Origin of the sequence: Isoalcanivorax pacificus W11-5, assembly GCF_000299335.2 — a bacterium.
Taxonomy (GTDB): Bacteria; Pseudomonadota; Gammaproteobacteria; order Pseudomonadales; family Alcanivoracaceae; genus Isoalcanivorax; species Isoalcanivorax pacificus.
In genome coordinates, this window is record NZ_CP004387.1 from 3,116,577 (window position 1) to 3,134,057 (window position 17,481).

The window sequence follows — 17,481 nt, forward strand, 5'->3', positions numbered from 1 at the left end:
TTCAGATGGTGTCCGGCAGTCGCCCGCGTCTTTCAGTACCCACGGCCTGATGCGCAGGCCGGCCAGGCCTGTAGCGACCCGCCCGGTCACCTCCCCGGACACACCCAACAAGTTTGCGGAGACGGTCATGTCCACCCTCCCGGTTGATTCCTCATTCATGCCGCAATGGTTCCAGGCCGGCGGCCCGGCCATGTGGCTGCTGGCTCTGCTGTCGGTCCTGTCACTGGCGACCCTGCTGGCGAAAGCGGTGCAATTCCTGCGCAGCCGTCCGGCGTCGACACCGGCCGCCGACCGCGCACTTGCCGCGCTGGCCCAGGGCAACCGCTCTGACGCCGAAGCGGCCCTGAGCACCGCCAGCACACCGACCGACCGGGTTATCGCCCGCGCCCTGGATCTGGCCCGCCCCGGCGTCTCCGCCACCGGCTGGCAGGAAGAAGTGCTGCGCGTGGCCCGCGCCGAACTGGAAGCCCTGCGCGGCGGCCTGCGCCTGCTGGAAGTGACCGGCACGCTGGCGCCGCTGATCGGCCTGCTCGGCACCGTATTCGGCATGATCAACGCCTTCCAGGCCATGCAGGCCGCTGGCAGCCAGGTCGACCCGGCGCTGCTCTCCGGCGGTATCTGGGAAGCGCTGGTGACCACCGCCGCCGGTCTGGTGGTGGCGATCCCGGCGCTGGCCGCGTTCCACTGGTGCGACCGCACCATCGAACAGGGCCGCCACATCATGGAAGACCGCCTGGCGCGCCTGCGCGTGCAGCTCAACGGCCGCTTCGCCAGCGCCAGCGAAGCCCATCAGGAAACCGAAGCCGATCCGGCCCATGCATATTAATGAGCACAGCCACCGCACACCGACCATCGGCCTCACGCCGCTGATCGATGTGGTGTTCATCCTGCTGATCTTTTTCATGCTGGCGACCCGCTTCGGCGCCTGGCAGGACCTGCCCATGTCCGTGACCGCCACCGAACAGAGCGAGCCACTGGACAGTGACGACGAAGGCCGTCATATCGAGGTGCTGGCCGGTGGCGACGTGCTGCTCAACGACGAGCGCCTGTCACTGGCCGAACTGGCGCAGCAGTTGCAGAACAGCCCGCACCGCGAGACCCGCGTCACCGCCAGCGACGACGCCCCGGTACAGGCGCTGCTGTCCGTGGTCGACATCCTCCAGGCCGCCGGCCTGCAGGACGCCGCCCTGGAGTTGATCGAATGAACGGCATGCTGTCGCAGCAACCCCCGCGCCGCCCCGCCATGGAACCGGCCCTGCCACTGATCAACGTGGTGTTCCTGCTGCTGGTGTTCTTCATGGTGGCGGGCCAGATTTCAGCCGACAAAGTCACCGTGGAGGCGCCGCTCAGCAAGAGCGAACTGGCAGAGGAAAGTGAGGGCCTGATGCTGACCCTCGACATGCAGGGCCAGCTTACCCACGCCGGCGAGCCGGTGACACTGGAGGGCATTGCGGCGCTGTTGCCAGACAGCGACGGCGAAACACCACCCCCCGTGCGGCTGCTGGCCGATGCCGGCACCCGCCTGCAGGCCATGCGCCCGGTGCTCAAGGCGCTGCAGCAGGCTGGCGTCGAGGAAGTCCGCCTGGTGACCAGGGAGGCCCGTTGATGTTGTCCCGTCCCGGCTTCTGGGTGGTGATCTCCGTGCTGCTGCATGTCGCCGTGCTGTGGGTGCCGCGCGACGAGGGCCTGGCCAGTGGTCGCGCCGGCATCAAGGCCTCGGCCCAGAGCGTGAACCTGTCACTGGCCAGCGTGACCCAACAGCCTCCTGCAGAAGTGGTCGCCCCCCAACCGCCGGCCCCGGAGCCGCCACGTCCGCCGGAACCCAAACCGGAGCCCAAGCCACAACCCAAACCTGAGCCCAAACCTGAGCCCAAACCGGAGCCCAAACCCGAGCCCCGGCCGGTGCCCAGACCCGAGCCACGCCCGGAGCCGCCACCGGAACCGACGCCGCCGCCCCCTGCCAGCCAGCAGGCCGAGCAACCGGCCGAAGGCGCGCAGACCGAGCAACTGGCCTCCACTGCCTCCGGCGCCGAGGAACAGAAGGGTCGCGCCGGCCCGATTGCCGACGGCGCCCACGCCACCGGCCAGCGCGACAACGCCTACAACCGCTACCTGGGCGTGATCCAGAACCTGATCGAACGGCACAAGGAATACCCGGCCCAGGCACGCATGCGTGGCCTGGAAGGCACCGTCGAAGTCTGGTTCCAGCTGGACGGCCAGGGCCGCATCAATGAAGTCAAAATCGTCGAAAGCTCCGGCAGCCGGCTGCTGGACATGTCCGCCGAACGCATGCTGCGGCGCCTGCGGCTGCCGCCCCCGCCACCGGAAATCCTGACTTTGAGCAGCTTCGATCTGCAGGTACCGATCGCCTACCGCCTCGACTGAGGCGGCGGGCCGGCGCAGACCGCGCGGCTGTGGCACACTGTCTGCCCCGATCACAAAACGACAATAACGATGCGCCTGCGATATCTGATCCTGTTGGCCGCGCTGCTGTGCGCCGGCCTGCTCTGGTGGTTTCGTCCGTGGACGAGTTTCTCCCCGCATAATCTGAACAACCTGATGCACCCGGACACCCGGGTGGAAAACTTCCGTCACATGGACCGGATTTTCCCGTCCGTGCCCATGCCTGCCAGCGATCATCCGGTGAGTTTTCCGCGCGCAGCGGGCCAACTGCCGGCCACGTTTGAACACGCCGGGCGCACGGTCGCGGTGCAGGAATTCCTGCAGCGCACCGACACCACCGGGCTGATGGTGCTCAAGGACGGTGTGATCCGGGCGGAAGAGTACTTTCAGGGCGCCAGCGAAACGTCCCGCTTCACGTCCTGGTCGATCGCCAAGACCGTGGTCGCCACGCTGGTGGCCATCGCCCACGGTGAAGGCCATATCCGCTCACTGGACGACCCGGCGAAAACCTATGTGCCGGCACTGGACGGCAAGGCGTGGGGCGAGGTCACCGTGCGCAACCTGTTGCGCATGGCCACCGGCATCCAGTTCGAAGAGCTGTATGACAAGCCCTTCTCCGACATCAAGCTGCTGTTCTATCGCGTATTCCTGATCGGCACCCCGGTGCACGATGTGATCAGAGACCTGCCCGCCGAAGGCCCGCAGGGCGAGCGCTTCCACTACATCAGCCCGACCACGCAGATCCTCGCCTGGGTGCTGGCCGGTGCCGTCGGCGAGCCGGTCAGCCAGTACGCGCACCGCGCGCTGTGGCAACCGCTCGGCATGCAGGACGATGGCTTCTGGAACCTGGACAACGGCGGCACCGAGCTCGCGTTCTGCTGCCTGAACATCAGCGTCCGCGACTACGCCAAGCTCGGCCAGCTCTACCTGCAACAGGGCCAGTGGCAAGGCCGTCAACTGCTGCCGGCAGGCTGGGTGCGCGAGGCGACGCGCCGACCCGAACCGTGGCTCGCGGCCGGCCACGGCTACCCCGAGCGCGGCTATGGCTACCACATCTGGGTGCCGAAAGACCCGGACCAGGAATATTTCGCCAACGGCGTCTGGGGCCAGCACGTCTGGATATCGGAGAAACACAACGTGGTGATCGTGAAGACCAGTGTCGACCCGGACTTCCAGCAGCACATGGCCGAAGCGATTTCATTCCTGCGAGCCGTCAGCACAGAGATAGGGGGGCCGTAGGGTGGGTAGAGCGAATGCGAAACCCACCGCGACCATGCAGCACACTGCTCGCACAAAATCATCAAAACTACCCACCTCCCAGGCCGGGTGATTTCGATGATTTTGTGGGAGTGAATAACAGGCATGGACCCGGTGGGTTTCGCATTCGCTCTACCCACCCTACCGCCCCCCAGCGCATTTGTGCGGGCGCTGTCCATTACTGCAAAAACACGCGCGACTGTTTCGGCCGCGCGTACACCACCTGTCCGGCTTGCAATGTTTGCGCCACCGGCTGGTCGCGCGGCACTTCGACATGCAGCAAGTCGTCACCCAGGCCGTGGCGCAATTCCACCCGCAACACGGCACCGGCAATGCTGACGGTTTCCACCACGGCGCGGATCACGCCCTCGCCGGTGATTTCTTCCTCGACCAGTTCGATATCGTGCGGCCGGATGTAGGCCACCGCGCCGGCGTCGCTGACATCACGGTGCTCCGGCGCCGGCAGGCGCACGCCGCCGATTTCCGCCCAGCCGCCGCTGACGCGGCCACGAAATAGATTCACCTGGCCGAGGAAACCGTACACGAACGGATTTGCCGGGTGGTCATAGACTTCCCTCGGCGAGCCTTCCTGCTCCACGCGCCCATGATTCATGACCACCACCCGGTCCGAGACTTCCAGCGCCTCTTCCTGATCATGGGTCACGAACACGCTGGTGACATGGATTTCATCGTGCAGGCGACGCAGCCAGCGGCGCAGCTCGGCGCGGACTTTTGCATCCAGCGCGCCAAACGGCTCGTCCAGCAACAGCACTTTCGGCTCCACCGCCAGCGCCCGGGCCAGCGCAATGCGCTGGCGCTGGCCGCCGGACAACTGCGACGGATAGCGGTGCGCGGTCCAGTCGAGCTGCACCAGTTCCAGCAGTTTTTTCACCCGGCGATGAATGTCGGCCTGGTTCGGCCGGACACGGCGCGGTTTGACTTTCAAACCGTAAGCCACGTTTTCAAACACCGTCATATGCTTGAACAATGCATAGTGCTGAAACACAAAGCCGACACCCCGGTCACTGACGTGCACATCGGTGGTGTCCTCGCCATGGAATTTCACCGTGCCGTGATCCGGCCTCTCCAGCCCGGCGATGATGCGCAGCAGTGTTGTCTTGCCGGAACCGGACGGCCCCAACAGCGCTGTCAGTTCACCCTGCGGCAGCGACAGCGACACATTGTCCACTGCGGCAAAATCACCGAAACGGCGGCTGACCTGTTCGATTTCAATACTCATCACTGTTCTCCTTCCACGGCCGCCAGGCGCCGTTGTTCATCCCGCCATTCGATCAGGCTTTTCACCACGATGGTGACCACCGCCAGTGCCGCCAGCAGCGACGCCACCGCGAACGCCGCCGTGAAATGGTATTCGTTGTAAAGCACCTCGATATGCAGCGGCACGGTGTTGGTTTCGCCACGGATACGGCCGGACACCACCGCCACCGCACCGAACTCGCCCATCGCCCGCGCGTTACACAGGATCACGCCGTAGATCACGCCCCATTTCACGTTCGGCAGCGTGACGTGCCAGAAGGTGCGCCAGCCGCTGGCACCGAGCGTGAGCGACGACTCTTCCTCTTCGCTGCCCTGCTCCTGCATCAGCGGAATCAGCTCGCGCGCCACAAACGGCATGGTGCCGAACACGATCACCAGCACGATGCCCGGCACCGAGAAAATCACCCGGTAGCCGTGCTCGATCAGCCACTGGCCCAGCGGGCCGTGATTGCCAAGCAGGATCACGAACATCAGGCCCACTACTACCGGCGAAATGGCAAACGGCATGTCGATCAGCGTCACCAGAACCGACTTGCCGGGAAACTCGAATTTCGCCACCGCCCAGGCCGCCGCCAGCCCGAAGACCAGATTCAGCGGCACAGCGATCAGCACCACCAGCAGTGTCAGCCGGATCGCCGCCGCCGCGTCCGGCTCGACAATGGCCGCCAGCCACACCGACAGCCCCTGCTCGAAAGCGCCATACAGCACCACCGCCAGCGGCAACATCAGAAACAGCGCCAGAAAAATCAGCGCCACGCCGATCAGACTGCGGCGCACCCAGGCCGATTCCTCAGTGGCCGCCTGCCAGCGACGCACCGGCGCGGCAACATGCGTTGTGGAAACTGTGTTCATCACTCCCCCCCCTCAGCGCTGTGTATGGCGGCGCGTGCTCCACCACTGCAACGCATTGATCATCAGCAACAGCGCGAACGCCGCCAACAACATCACGGTGCCGATGGCTGCCGCACCGCGATAGTCATACTGCTCCGCCTTGGCGACGATCAGCAGTGGCGTGATTTCGGTGGTGTAGGGAATGTTGCCGGAGATGAACACCACCGAGCCGTACTCACCCACCGCGCGCGCAAACGCCATGGCAAAACCGGTCAGCAGTGCCGGCAGCAGCGTCGGCAACACCACCCGCCGCAGTGTCGTGAAACGGCTGGCGCCCATGATCGCCGATGCCTCTTCCAGCTCCGGTGCCATATCGCGCAGCACCGGCTGCACGGTGCGCACCACAAACGGCAGGCCGATATAGGTCAACGCCACGATCACACCCAGTTGCGTGTACGCAATGCGCACACCGAACGCATCGATGTACCGGCCGATCCAGCCGGTGCTGGCGTACAAGGTCACCAGCGCGATACCGGCCACCGCTGTCGGCATGGCAAACGGCAGGTCCACCAACGCATCCACCACGCGACGACCGGGAAAGTCATAGCGCACCAGCACCCAGGCCACCAGTGCGCCGAACACCAGATTGATCAGCGCACCGATCAACGAAGCACCAAAGGACAGTTTGTAGGATTCCACCACCTGCGGGTGGCTTACCGTGGCCCAGAAATCCGCCCAGGGCATTTGCAGGGTGTAGAACAGCAATGCCGCCACCGGCAACAGCAGTAACAGCGAAAGGTAGAAAACCGTGAAGCCCAGTGTTAGCCCGAAGCCGGGTAGCACACTGTGTTGTCGGAATCGAAAGGCCATGCGGCGCGTACTCCCTCACGGGGCAGGCACACCGTGCCCGCCCCGGTCCCGTGGTCAGGTTATTTCCGCTGTCGCGTGAGGTTGTCTTCCAGGATGCGGTCGAACACGCCGCCATCGTTGAAGTGAGTGTTCTGCGCCGCCTGCCAGCCACCGAACACCTCGTCGATGGTGAACAGGTCCACGTCTGGATACTGGTCTGCGTATTTTGCTTTCGCGGCGTCGCCGGAGGGGCGGTAGTAATGACGGCCGATCACGTCCTGCGCTGCCGGTGAGTACAGGTACTCCAGGTACGCTTTCGCCAGATCCAGGTTGCCCTTGCGCTCCGCGTTGCCATCCACCACCGTCACCGGCGGCTCGGCCAGGATGCTGATGCTCGGTACGACGATTTCGTATTCGCCCTTGCCCAGTTCTTCAATGGCCAGGATGGCTTCGTTTTCCCAGGCGATGAACACATCCCCCAGACGACGCTGCACAAAGGTATTGGTGGCGCCACGGGCACCGGAATCCAGCACCGGCACGTTGGCGTACAGACGCCGCACGAAGTCATAGGCCTTGTCTTCGTCGTTGTCATGCTGGTTCAGCGCATAGCCCCAGGCCGCGAGATAGTTCCAGCGCGCACCGCCGGAGGTTTTCGGGTTCGGGGTAATCACTTCCACGCCGGGGCGAACCAGATCATCCCAGTCGCGGATGTTTTTCGGGTTGCCCTTGCGCACCAGCAACACGATGGTCGAGGTGTAGGGCGCACTGTTCAGCGGCAGGCGGCTCTGCCAGTTTTCCGGGAACAGCTGAGTGCGCTCGCTGATGGCGTCGATGTCGTAGGCCAGCGCCAGCGTCACCAGGTCCGCCTCCAGGCCGTCGATGACGGCGCGCGCCTGGGAACCGGCACCACCATGGGACTGGCGGATGGTGATTTTCTCGCCGGTTTCCTGTGCCCAGTGTTTGACGAACAACTGGTTGTATTCGCGGTACAACTCGCGGGTGGGGTCGTAGGACACGTTCAGCAGTTCACGCGCCTGGGCCGGCGCAACCAGGGCGGCACTCAGGCCGGCGGCAATCAGAATGGAGCGGATGTTCATGGGGCAAGCCTCCGTCAATCACAGCATTCGGAGACTTCCGGTGGTCCGGTCAGCCTGGGGTCAGATCATCACGACCGCTCAGCGGCGGTCTTCACAACAGTACTTTCAAAACGGAATTTTTCACGGCGCTCGATCTGCACGATACGCCCGTCATGCACGGTGATTTCCACCGCACCGAAACGCAGCCCGGCCAGCGCGTCTTCGATGCGCCGGGCCACCAGGCTGTCGGCATCCGCCGGCGTCGGTCGACTCATGGGCTACTCCTGTCGGACTTGTGCTCCACCGGCCTTCGGGCCGGCAACGAGGCAGAGTCTAGGAGGGAATCTCTTATTCCGATAAATACATTATTTTTCTACATATATTCGTTTTTGAAATATATGAGCCGCGCACAGGATGCCGAAAAGGAATAAGCAAATCTCTTTTTATACTTTCATATTTCCGTCACGAACTCCTACCGTAAGCGCTTCCGGCCTCGCCGGGGGATCGTCAGCACTGACCACACCTGCGGAAGTCGCGCGACCGACAGACCCTACCGCATCGATACAACAAGGAGATTCACCGCATGAACAGAGTATTGCCGTTGCTGCTCGGCGCCGCTTTATTGCCGGCTGCCACCCAGGCCCAGGTGACCGGCGCGCAGATCTATGGCCAGTTGCATGTGTCCGCCGATTACCTGGACACGGATTCCCGTGGCAGCGCCCTGAACCTCTCCAGCAACGCCAGCCGGCTCGGCTTCCGGGGCAAATATGAAGTGCAGGAGCAGCTCACCGTGGTCTGGCAGGCAGAAACCACTCTGCGCGTGGACAGCCAGGGCGGCGACCTGATCGACCGCGACACCTTCCTCGGCCTGACCGGTGACTGGGGCCTGCTGCGCGTCGGCAAGTTCGACACGCCAATGAAGGTGCTGCGCAACCGCACCGACATTTTCCCGAACCAGATCGGCGACGCGCGCAACATCACCCGCAATCGCGTCGCCGCACCCGCCGGCCTGGCCAGCGGCCAGATCGGCTGGGACGAACGTTTCCGCAACAGCATCCACTACCGCACCCCGACGGTGGCCGGCCTGACCGCCAACGCGCAGTACTCCACCTCGCTCGACAGCGCCAGCAGCAACGACGCTGACGCCGGTTCCTGGAGCGCCTCCGTGGAGTGGCGGCTGGCTACCTTCTGGATCGCTGTCGCGCACGAAAACCAGACCTACACCGACGACGTGCTGCCCGAGTATGAGCGCCACGCCACTCGCGTCGCCGCCCTCTACGACATCGGCGACTTCCGCTTCAGTGCCCTGTACCAGAAAGCGGAAGACCCCGATGACGCCGCCTGGGGCGCCGGCGTGCGCTATCGCGTGACCGAAAAAGTGGCGCTGAAAACCCAGTACTACCATCTGGATGCCGACGCCGATGACAGCGACGCCGACCTGTACGCCCTCGGTGCCGACTATCAGGTGGCACCGAACCTGACCTTCTACGCAAACTACGCTGTGCTGGACAACGACACCTTCAGCAATCTGCGCCCCTACAGCCAGGCCCGCACCGCCGACCCGGCCAGCCTGGCCGGCAACTCGCCGAGCGGCTTTTCGCTGGGCACCGTCTTCAGCTTCTGATCCACCTGTCCGGGCCAGCCGGCCCGGGCATTCAGTGAAACCACCGCACCACGGTTTGACACAGTGCCGCAGCACACCCGATATTCAATCTGGAAATATCAAAATTAAATTCAATTCTTTTACAGCATAACAAACTCCCCGGCATGATGGCCTTTCGTTAACCGGAGGCCCTCATGCCGCTGCGCGAACTCACCGACTATTTCAACCGCGAAAACCTGAAGCGCTTTGGTGCGTTGCGCGGTGACGCAGCCCCGCTGGTGTCGCTCGGCGACAGCGGTGTCATCGGGCGCTTCGCAGACATTGTCCTGGGCAGCGTGTTCCAGCCGGTGTTTCACGCCGACTCGCTGCACCCGGCCGGCTTCGAGGCTCTGTTGCGCCCGGCACGCCAACAGCAGCCCCTGTCACCGGCCAGCGTGTTCCTGCTGCCGGCGGATGCCGACGAAGTGGTTTATCTGGACCGTCTGTGCCGCACCCTGCACGCGCTGAATTTTCTGCTGCAGTCCCGCGACGACGACGGCTGGCTGGCGCTGAATGTGCACCCGCGCCATCTCACCGGTGTGCTCAGCGAACACGGCCTGGTGTTCGAATCCATCCTGCAACAGTGCGGCCTGTCACCGCGCCGCGTGGTGCTGGAAATCGGCATCGCCGCGCTGTTGCAGGTGCCGCACCTGCCGATGGCGATCCAGAACTACCGCCGCCGGGGTTATCGCATCGCCGTGGACAACGTGCCGGTGGATCAGGCGCCGCTGCCGCTGCTGCTGAAGCTGCAACCGGATTTCATCAAGCTCGACGTTCGCCGCCCGCCACTGCCACCGCACCCGGCGCTGCAACACCTGCTGCGCGAACTCGGCGATATCGGCACCGGTGTGGTGGCCGTGGGCATGCCGTGCAGTGCCAGCCGCACGCTGGCCGATCTCGGCGTCCATTATCTGCAAGGCGATGTGCTGGCACCGGCAAGCCCGCAATTGATCCGCGCAACCCACGCACCGGCGAACGCCGGGCAAGCCTGATCAACAGGAGGTGCGACATGCCACTGAACCATACGCACGCAACACAGATCCTGATTCCCGGCTGGCACGGTTCCGGCCCGGATCATTGGCAACAGCACTGGTGGCGCAGTGCTGCCGGCAGCCAACTGCTGGAACAGGATGACTGGCTCACCCCGCGACGCCGCGACTGGGTTAAACGGCTCGACGATGCCGTGCAGGGCACACCCGGACCGATCGTGCTGGTGGCCCATAGTCTCGGTTGCATCACGGTCGCGCACTGGGCGCAGCATTACCGCACCGATAAAGTGATTGGCGCCATGCTGGTAGCGCCCGCAGACGTGGAACGCCCGGACGCACCGCCTGCACTGCACGCCTTTGCGCCCATTCCACTGGATGCGCTGCCGTTCCCGGCGCTGCTGGTGGGGTCGGAAAATGACCGCGCTGCGTCACTGCAACGGGCGCGCTTTCTGGCGAATGCCTGGCAGGCGGATTTCGTCAATGCCGGCCGCGTGGGACATATCAATGTCGCGTCGGGGCATCATCAGTGGGAAGCCGGCCGCGCGCTGTGGCACGACTGGATCAGTCGTCGGGCGATTCACCCCAGCGCGGTAACAGCGTCTGCGGGATACCCAGGTGGTCGAGCAGCCGCGCAACGATGAAATCCACCAGGTCATCAACGCTTTTCGGCTGGTGATAAAAACCCGGCGCCGCCGGCATGATGGTCACACCCAGGCGCGCCAGCTTGAGCATGTTTTCCAGGTGAATGGCGGAGAACGGCGCCTCGCGCGGCACCAGGATCAGTTGCCGTTTTTCCTTGATGGCGACATCCGCCGCGCGCTCGATCAGGTTGTTGCTGGCGCCGCAGGCAATCGCCGACAGTGTGCCGGTGGAACAGGGGCACACCACCATCGACGCCGGCGCACCGGAGCCGGAGGCCACCGGCGCGGTCCACTGTTCCAGCCCGCACACCACCAGCCGGCCCGTTTCCACACCCACGTATTCCCGCAATGCGGATTCTGCCGCGCCGGTGCCCGCCGGCAGGCGCAGGTCGGTTTCGGTGCCGATCACGACCCGCGCTGCTTTTGACAGGATCACAAACACTTCCGCGTTCGCTGCCAGCAGACATTGCAGCAGGCGCAGCCCGTACTGCGCGCCGGAGGCGCCAGTGAAGGCCAGGGTAACGCGATGCGGATGGCTCATGGCAGGCCCCTTCAGATTCTGACCATCAGCGCGGCCAGGAACGGAATCAGAAACAGGATATGCAGCTCGGCCATGACGAGTTTGCGCGTCCCCGCCACCGCGCCGGCATCCGGCAGCGTGTTGTCCTTCAGCATGGTTCGGCGCCAGCGCAGAAAGCGCATGGTCGGCGCGATGGAGATGATCCCCACCAGCACGAACAAGGTGACTTTCAGATGGAACACGCCATTGTGCATATAGAACGCCGGGCCACGGCCATAGGCTTCGGTCAGGCGCAGCAGGCCCGTGGCCAGCACCAGGATCGCCGCCATGCCGTACATCAGGTCGGTGCGCGCCAGCCGTTCGATCGCTTCACGGGTGATCTGGCCGCGCAGGGTGACCAGCTCCAGCAGCAGCGTCGCGGCGAGTGTCATGATGCCGAGGTAGTGCAGGCCGGCGATGAGTGCTGCGATGAGCATGGGGGCTCCTTTTTTTGGGGTCTGACGTCTGACGTCGGACGTCGGACGCTTTAAAGACAAAACAACGTGCTTGCAGGCCTTTGCTTTTGGCGTCCGACGTCAGACGTCCGACGTCCGACCCACGTTCAACAACGCCTCCACCAGCTTTCCATGAATACCACCAAACCCGCCGTTACTCATCACAACAATATGCGCCGGCGCATCCCCCTGGCCATACTCTGCCACCAGTTGCGCGATGACCGCATCAATGCTGTCCAGCGTGCGCGCCGGCACGGGGCTGGCGGCCACCACATCCTGTAGCGACCAGTCGATACCCGCCGGCTGGTACCAGATCACCTGGTCCGCCGCCGCGACACATTCCGGCAGGCGTGCACGGTGCGCGCCCAGGCGCATGGTGTTGGAGCGTGGCTCGATCACCGCGATGATCCTGTCCTGGCCGACACGGCGGCGCAGGCCGTCCAGCGTGGTGGCAATGGCCGTGGGATGGTGCGCAAAATCATCGAACACCTGCACACCGCGCACGCTGCCGACCAGTTCCATGCGCCGTTTCACGCCCTGAAATGCCGCCAGTGCGCGGGCGCCATCCACCGGTGTCACGCCGCAATGCCGTGCCGCCAGCAACGCCGCGACGCCGTTGTAGACGTTGTGCAGGCCGGTCAGCGACCACTGCACCACCACCGGCGGGTAACCGAACGGCGTCACGCGAAACGCGGAGCCGTCTTCTGCCAGCAGCTCTACATTCACCGCTTTTGCGCCGGGACCAAAGCGTTCCACATCCGCCCAGCAGCCGCGTTCGAGCACCTGCTCCAGCGCCGGCACGCCGTCCGGCAGAATCACGCGCCCGGCGGCGGGCACGGTGCGCAGCAGATGATGAAACTGGGTCTGGATTGCGGCGAGATCAGGGAAAATATCGGCGTGGTCGAATTCGAGATTGTTGAGGATGGCCGTGCGCGGACGGTAATGAACAAACTTGGAGCGCTTGTCGAAAAACGCGGTGTCGTATTCATCCGCCTCGACAACAAAGAACGGTGCCTCGCCCAGCCGCGCGGAGACGCCGAAATTGCCGGGCACACCACCGATCAGGAAACCGGGCTTGAGCCCGGCGTGTTCGAGAATCCAGGCCACCATGCTGCTGGTGGTGGTCTTGCCGTGGGTGCCGGCAACGCCCACCACCCAGCGGCCCTGCAACACTTCGTCGGCCAGCCATTGCGGACCGGAGGTGTAGCGCAGGCCGCGATCAAGCACGTATTCCACCGCCGGGTTGCCACGGCTCATGGCGTTGCCGATCACCACCAGATCCGGGGCCGGTTCCAGGTGCGCGGGGTCATACCCTTGCAGCACCTCGATCCCCGCAGCAGCAAGCTGATCGGACATCGGCGGGTACACGTTCTGGTCCGAGCCGGTGACCCGGTGGCCCTGTGCGCGGGCCAGTTGCGCCAGGCTGCCCATAAAGGTGCCGCAGATACCAAGCACGTGGATATGCATTACGAAAACGCCCCGTCAGTGGTCAGTCACTGCGGGGCATTGTCGCAGAGCCGCCGCGCGCTGTCGCGGCGCGCGGCGCGGGTCAGAACGCCGGTGGCGCGGCCAGGAACAGGGAGGTGGCGGTGAAGCTGCCGTACTCCACATTGTTCTGATCCAGCACACTGCCGGTCAGGTCCTCGCCGCCGTCTTCCGACGACACCATCAGATCCACCCAGGCATCGTCGCCGAAGCCCTGCATGTCGCTGCGGAACGCCGACGGATTGTCCAGCCGCAGGCTGTCGGTGGGGCTCAGCGGATCGGACTGGAAGCTGCTCATCTGCACCATCGCCGCCAACGCGGTGTCGATCAGCGCCTGGCGTGACAAGGGCACGCGCACAGTGTCGCCGACACTGCTCAACGGCAGGCCCGGTGGCTGGTCGGGGAAGGTGTAACCGACCACCGTGTAGGGCTGCCAGGCGCGGGTGATGATCTGCATCGCCTGAGTCTGGACCATGTAGGCCCCAGCGTCATAGGCCACGTCATCTGCCAGACTGATGACACCGCCCTCGCAATCCATGCCGGCCTGTTCGCCGGTCAGTGCGGCACAGGCGCCGAGCGCCGACAGGATCTGCTGCTGGCAATACTGATCCGCCGTCTCGCCCGGACAGGTGCCCTGCTGCGCATAGAACGGGTTGGTGGTACTCAGCACCGGCACATCGTCCGCGACCCCGGTGCCGGCCAGCACGGCATGGGCCTGCGCCGTCACGCGGCGCGCCAGCGGGCCGATGTCCTCGTAATAACCGGCCACCAGCGACGGCAGCGCGGTGAGCCAGCTCTCCGGCAAGGTGCCACCGCCGTGCACGGCGGCGAGCGAGCGTGCGGCGGCATCGGTCAGCGGCGAAATATTCACCCAGCTGTCGAACTCGCTGGCACCGACCAGCGCATACAGCGTCTCGCCGTTGCGGCGTGCCCGCACCAGCAGCGGCTGGCCGCTGACGGTGAGGGAAAACAGGCCCTGATCATCGGTACGGATCGCTGTCGCTTCCAGCAGGGTGCTCAGCACGTCCACATCCGAGGGGCCGGCACCTTCTGCAAACCAGACCCGCCCCGACAGCACGCGCGGGCCAGCCGGCACGTCGACGGCTTCCAGTGTCAGCGACGAGGTGCCCGCCACCGGGTCACCCCCCCACAACGACAGGGAGGCATTGATCTCTGCGGCCAGTCGCGTTCCTGTCAGGCCGAGGCCTTGCCAGTCCAGCGTCACGGTCGCGCTGGCCGGGTCCGCCTCGATGCCGTATTGCGCCAGCAGCACGGCCAGCAAGGCGCCGGCCTGTTGCGGCGAGCGCAATGCGTCACCATTCAGTTGCGGCATGTTCTCGGGATAATCGCCCAGCACCGGCAGCCCCCCCGACAGATCCGTCGGGATATAGGCATTGGTGTCAGCTTCATTGAGCAGTGTCCAGTGCCAGTAGGCCGGCAGCGCCCACTGCACCAGCGGCGCAGTGTCACGCATGGTTCCTGCGATCAGGGCATAGTCGCCGCTCCACAATGGCAGGGGCAGCGCACCGAATTGCGCCACGCCCTGCTCATCCAGCGTGTAGCCGCCGGCCAGATCCAGCGGCGCCATCATCAGGTCCAGCTCGTTGCGATAGTCTTCCGTGTCCGGTCCCGCCAGCGGGTTGCGGCAATCGGCGGTTTCCAGCGTCTGGCAGGCGCGGGCCGCCGTGCGGCCCAGCACCGGCGTCAGCGCATCCAGCACCCGCGCCGGCGCGGCGTCGGAACCGGCCTCCGCGGACAACCACCATTGCGCGCTCATTTCCGGCAACGCCTCACCCGGCAACGCCAGGGCGTCCGTCAGCAGGGCGCTGTCCAGCATCTGTCCGATGGCCGCCAGATGAATCGCTTCCGCCAGCGGCGACAGTGAAATCACCCAGCCGGCCACCCGGTCCGGGTGCGTGACAAACCCGGTGATCGACGCACGGTCTTCGAAGGCCGCCACGTCAATCACCAGCGGGCCGGTGACCGCCTGCTCGAACAGCGCTTCGCCCTGTTCGTCGGTGGTCAGTGAATAACGGGCCCCCGTACCGAGATCGCGCACGGTCAGCGGACGTTCAGCCGGCGCCTGTCCGTCAGAAACCCGCAGCGTCAACGCCAGCGTGTCCGGACCAGGCCCGGGCGCACCGCCGTCCCGATGACTGCCACCGTCGCCGCCGCAGGCGCCCAGCGCCATGCTGGCCAGCAGAATCCCTGCCCATCGCCGATTTCCCATCGCTGTATTCCCCCATTTCCAAAAAAAAGACACACGAAAACGCGACAGTGTGGGATGCCTGTGGCATGCGGCGTTAGGCAAAGCGTCTCAGCGAGTTGGCAAAACGTCTCAACACGGGGAAAGCGTGAACTGATGCACAGCCCGGCTGATCATGACAGGGAAAGAAAACCCGGCCCCTCGGGGAAAAGGGCCGGGGACGCCTCAGTGACTGATCATCCAGGGGCGCGCGGAGGGGAACATCTTGTTGCCTTCGGCGGTGTAGAACACTTTCGGTTTGTGGCGGGCATGGTGGCAGCAGCCGTGTTCATGCTCCGACACCTGATTGCCGTGGCGTGGCTCGTGCCGCGCCCGTTCATTGCGCTCAATGGCCTGGCGTTTGACCGGCGACATGTCCAGCAACGTCGGCGCCACCAGCAGCACACGCGGTGCCAGTGTGCCGCAGTGTGGGCAGGCGTGGCTTTCGCCGGCATTGTCCATTGCCACCAGTTCATGGAACAGGCCGTGCTGCGGGCACTTGTAGTCGTAAAGTGGCATGGCGGGCCTCCCTTATTTCTTGTCCGGCGCCAGCGGCAGATCGACGCCGCCCTTGACGTGTTTCACCGGGCCGTCGGCATTCGGCTTCACATCGAACTCGAAAATGTCGGTGGGCAGCCACAGGGTGGCGCAGGCATTCGGCACATCCACCACGCCGCTGATATGCCCCTGTACCGGCGCACAACCGAGCAGTGAGTAGGCCTGCGCGCGGGTGTAACCGAACTTGGTCAGGTATTCGATGGCATTCAGGCACGCCTGGCGATAGGCAACATGCACATCCAGATAATGCTGCTTGCCGTCTTCATCCACCGAGATACCTTCGAAGATCAGGTAGTCGTCGTACTTCGGCGCCATCTTGCTCGGTTTGAAGATCGGGTTCTTGATGCCGTACTTCTGCATGCCACCCTTGATCAGGTTCACGCGCAGATGAATCCAGCCGGCCATTTCGATGGCGCCACAGAAGGTAATTTCGCCGTCGCCCTGGCTGAAGTGCAGATCACCCACCGACAGGCCGGCCTCTTTGACATAGACCGGGAAATACACCTGCGAACCGCGCGACAAGTCCTTGATGTCGCAGTTGCCACCGTGCTCGCGCGGCGGCACGGTACGTGCGGCTTCGGCCGCCGCTGCCGGCACCTTGTCCTTGCTCATCTTGCCCAGGTGCGCGGTATCGGCATACGGCAGGTTGGCCAGGCCCGGCACACGGTCCGGCTCGGTGTCGTAGAGTTCCTTTTCGCGGGCATTCCATTCATCCAGCATGCCTTTCGATGGCAGGCAGCCAATCAGGCCGGGATGGATCAGGCCGGCAAACTCGACGCCGGGGATATGCCGCGACCTGGTGAACATGCCGTTGAAATCCCAGATGGATTTCTGTGCTTCCGGAAAATGGTCGGTGAGAAAGCCGCCGCCGTTCTGTTTCGAGAAGAAACCGTTGAAACCCCACTGGCTCTCATCGAAAGTGCCGATATCGAGAATATCCACCACCAGCAGATCGCCCGGCTCGGCGCCCTCGACACCCACCGGCCCGGTGAGAAAGTGGACCTGCGAAAGATCCACGTCTCGCACATCCTCGGCGCTGTCATCGTTCTTGATCTGGCCGCCGGTCCAGTCGTGGCATTCGAGGATAAAGTCATCACCGGGCTTGACCTTCACGGCCATCGGGATATCCGGATGCCAGCGGTTGTGCACGCCGTCGTTGTCGTACGGGGATTTGTTCAGGTCGACCTTGATCAGTGTTTCCGCCATGAGAGTT

Annotated in this window: 19 protein-coding genes; 8 read left to right on the forward strand and 11 right to left on the reverse strand. The window is 64.4% G+C overall.

Annotated elements, in window-relative coordinates:
• Window positions 1-127: 127 nt before the first annotated feature.
• The 5 genes from S7S_RS13830 (at window position 128) to S7S_RS13850 (ending at window position 3,642) form a co-directional block, all read left to right on the forward strand.
• Complete coding sequence (locus S7S_RS13830; protein ID WP_008734110.1) at window positions 128-826, forward strand: MotA/TolQ/ExbB proton channel family protein; 699 nt, start codon at window positions 128-130, stop codon at window positions 824-826.
• On the forward strand, window positions 816-1,205 hold the full coding sequence (locus tag S7S_RS13835) for an ExbD/TolR family protein (RefSeq protein WP_008734108.1): 390 nt from the start codon (window positions 816-818) through the stop codon (window positions 1,203-1,205). Before S7S_RS13830 ends, S7S_RS13835 begins: the two co-directional genes overlap by 11 nt.
• Entirely contained in the window at window positions 1,202-1,606 is a 405-nt protein-coding gene (locus tag S7S_RS13840; RefSeq protein WP_008734106.1) for an ExbD/TolR family protein, read from the forward strand. The genes S7S_RS13835 and S7S_RS13840 overlap by 4 nt, the downstream gene beginning before the upstream one ends.
• Entirely contained in the window at window positions 1,606-2,385 is a 780-nt protein-coding gene (locus S7S_RS13845; RefSeq protein ID WP_041026010.1) for an energy transducer TonB, read from the forward strand. The genes S7S_RS13840 and S7S_RS13845 overlap by 1 nt, the downstream gene beginning before the upstream one ends.
• 69 nt (window positions 2,386-2,454) lie before the next feature.
• Entirely contained in the window at window positions 2,455-3,642 is a 1,188-nt protein-coding gene (locus S7S_RS13850) for a serine hydrolase domain-containing protein (protein WP_008734102.1), read from the forward strand.
• Window positions 3,643-3,838: 196 nt separating this feature from the next.
• Here the strand turns inward: S7S_RS13850 and S7S_RS13855 are convergent, their stop codons facing one another.
• From S7S_RS13855 to S7S_RS13875, 5 genes are all read right to left on the reverse strand, one after another.
• Window positions 3,839-4,900 carry a sulfate/molybdate ABC transporter ATP-binding protein gene (locus S7S_RS13855; RefSeq protein ID WP_008734101.1) on the reverse strand — a complete coding sequence of 354 codons (1,062 nt, stop codon included), beginning with the start codon at window positions 4,898-4,900 and terminating at the stop codon, window positions 3,839-3,841.
• Complete coding sequence (gene cysW / locus S7S_RS13860; RefSeq protein ID WP_008734099.1) at window positions 4,900-5,790, reverse strand: sulfate ABC transporter permease subunit CysW; 891 nt, start codon at window positions 5,788-5,790, stop codon at window positions 4,900-4,902. Before cysW ends, S7S_RS13855 begins: the two co-directional genes overlap by 1 nt.
• Window positions 5,791-5,802: 12 nt before the next feature.
• Window positions 5,803-6,639, reverse strand: coding sequence for a sulfate ABC transporter permease subunit CysT (cysT, locus tag S7S_RS13865; RefSeq protein WP_008734097.1), 837 nt, complete (start codon window positions 6,637-6,639; stop codon window positions 5,803-5,805).
• A 59-nt stretch (window positions 6,640-6,698) separates the two neighbouring features.
• A complete protein-coding gene (locus S7S_RS13870) occupies window positions 6,699-7,715 on the reverse strand; it encodes a sulfate ABC transporter substrate-binding protein (RefSeq protein WP_008734096.1) in 1,017 nt (338 codons plus the stop codon).
• A 68-nt stretch (window positions 7,716-7,783) separates the two neighbouring features.
• Window positions 7,784-7,969, reverse strand: a complete 186-nt coding sequence (locus tag S7S_RS13875) for a YezD family protein (RefSeq protein WP_008734094.1) — start codon at window positions 7,967-7,969, stop codon at window positions 7,784-7,786.
• Window positions 7,970-8,277: 308 nt separating this feature from the next.
• Between S7S_RS13875 and S7S_RS13880 the strand changes: the two genes are divergently transcribed.
• The 3 genes from S7S_RS13880 (at window position 8,278) to S7S_RS13890 (ending at window position 10,966) form a co-directional block, all read left to right on the forward strand.
• Complete coding sequence (locus S7S_RS13880) at window positions 8,278-9,318, forward strand: porin (protein WP_008734092.1); 1,041 nt, start codon at window positions 8,278-8,280, stop codon at window positions 9,316-9,318.
• A gap of 173 nt (window positions 9,319-9,491) precedes the next feature.
• Window positions 9,492-10,328 (forward strand): EAL domain-containing protein, encoded by an 837-nt coding sequence (locus S7S_RS13885; protein WP_008734090.1) that lies wholly within the window; start codon window positions 9,492-9,494, stop codon window positions 10,326-10,328.
• A 17-nt stretch (window positions 10,329-10,345) separates the two neighbouring features.
• Window positions 10,346-10,966 carry an RBBP9/YdeN family alpha/beta hydrolase gene (locus S7S_RS13890; RefSeq protein ID WP_008734088.1) on the forward strand — a complete coding sequence of 207 codons (621 nt, stop codon included), beginning with the start codon at window positions 10,346-10,348 and terminating at the stop codon, window positions 10,964-10,966.
• Here S7S_RS13890 and S7S_RS13895 read toward each other — a convergent pair.
• From S7S_RS13895 to fmdA, 6 genes are all read right to left on the reverse strand, one after another.
• Window positions 10,887-11,507, reverse strand: a complete 621-nt coding sequence (locus S7S_RS13895; RefSeq protein ID WP_008734086.1) for a flavin prenyltransferase UbiX — start codon at window positions 11,505-11,507, stop codon at window positions 10,887-10,889. The genes S7S_RS13890 and S7S_RS13895 overlap by 80 nt on opposite strands.
• Window positions 11,508-11,518: 11 nt before the next feature.
• Entirely contained in the window at window positions 11,519-11,962 is a 444-nt protein-coding gene (locus S7S_RS13900; RefSeq protein WP_008734085.1) for a DUF2214 family protein, read from the reverse strand.
• A gap of 99 nt (window positions 11,963-12,061) precedes the next feature.
• Complete coding sequence (mpl, locus tag S7S_RS13905; protein WP_008734084.1) at window positions 12,062-13,447, reverse strand: UDP-N-acetylmuramate:L-alanyl-gamma-D-glutamyl-meso-diaminopimelate ligase; 1,386 nt, start codon at window positions 13,445-13,447, stop codon at window positions 12,062-12,064.
• Window positions 13,448-13,529: 82 nt separating this feature from the next.
• Complete coding sequence (locus S7S_RS13910) at window positions 13,530-15,695, reverse strand: hypothetical protein (RefSeq protein WP_008734083.1); 2,166 nt, start codon at window positions 15,693-15,695, stop codon at window positions 13,530-13,532.
• A gap of 201 nt (window positions 15,696-15,896) precedes the next feature.
• Window positions 15,897-16,229 (reverse strand): zinc ribbon domain-containing protein, encoded by a 333-nt coding sequence (locus S7S_RS13915; RefSeq protein WP_008734082.1) that lies wholly within the window; start codon window positions 16,227-16,229, stop codon window positions 15,897-15,899.
• A 12-nt stretch (window positions 16,230-16,241) separates the two neighbouring features.
• The gene (gene fmdA, locus S7S_RS13920) at window positions 16,242-17,474 is read right to left on the reverse strand and encodes a formamidase (RefSeq protein WP_008734081.1); all 1,233 of its coding nucleotides are present in this window, start codon (window positions 17,472-17,474) and stop codon (window positions 16,242-16,244) included.
• Between the last annotated feature and the right edge of the window lie 7 nt (window positions 17,475-17,481).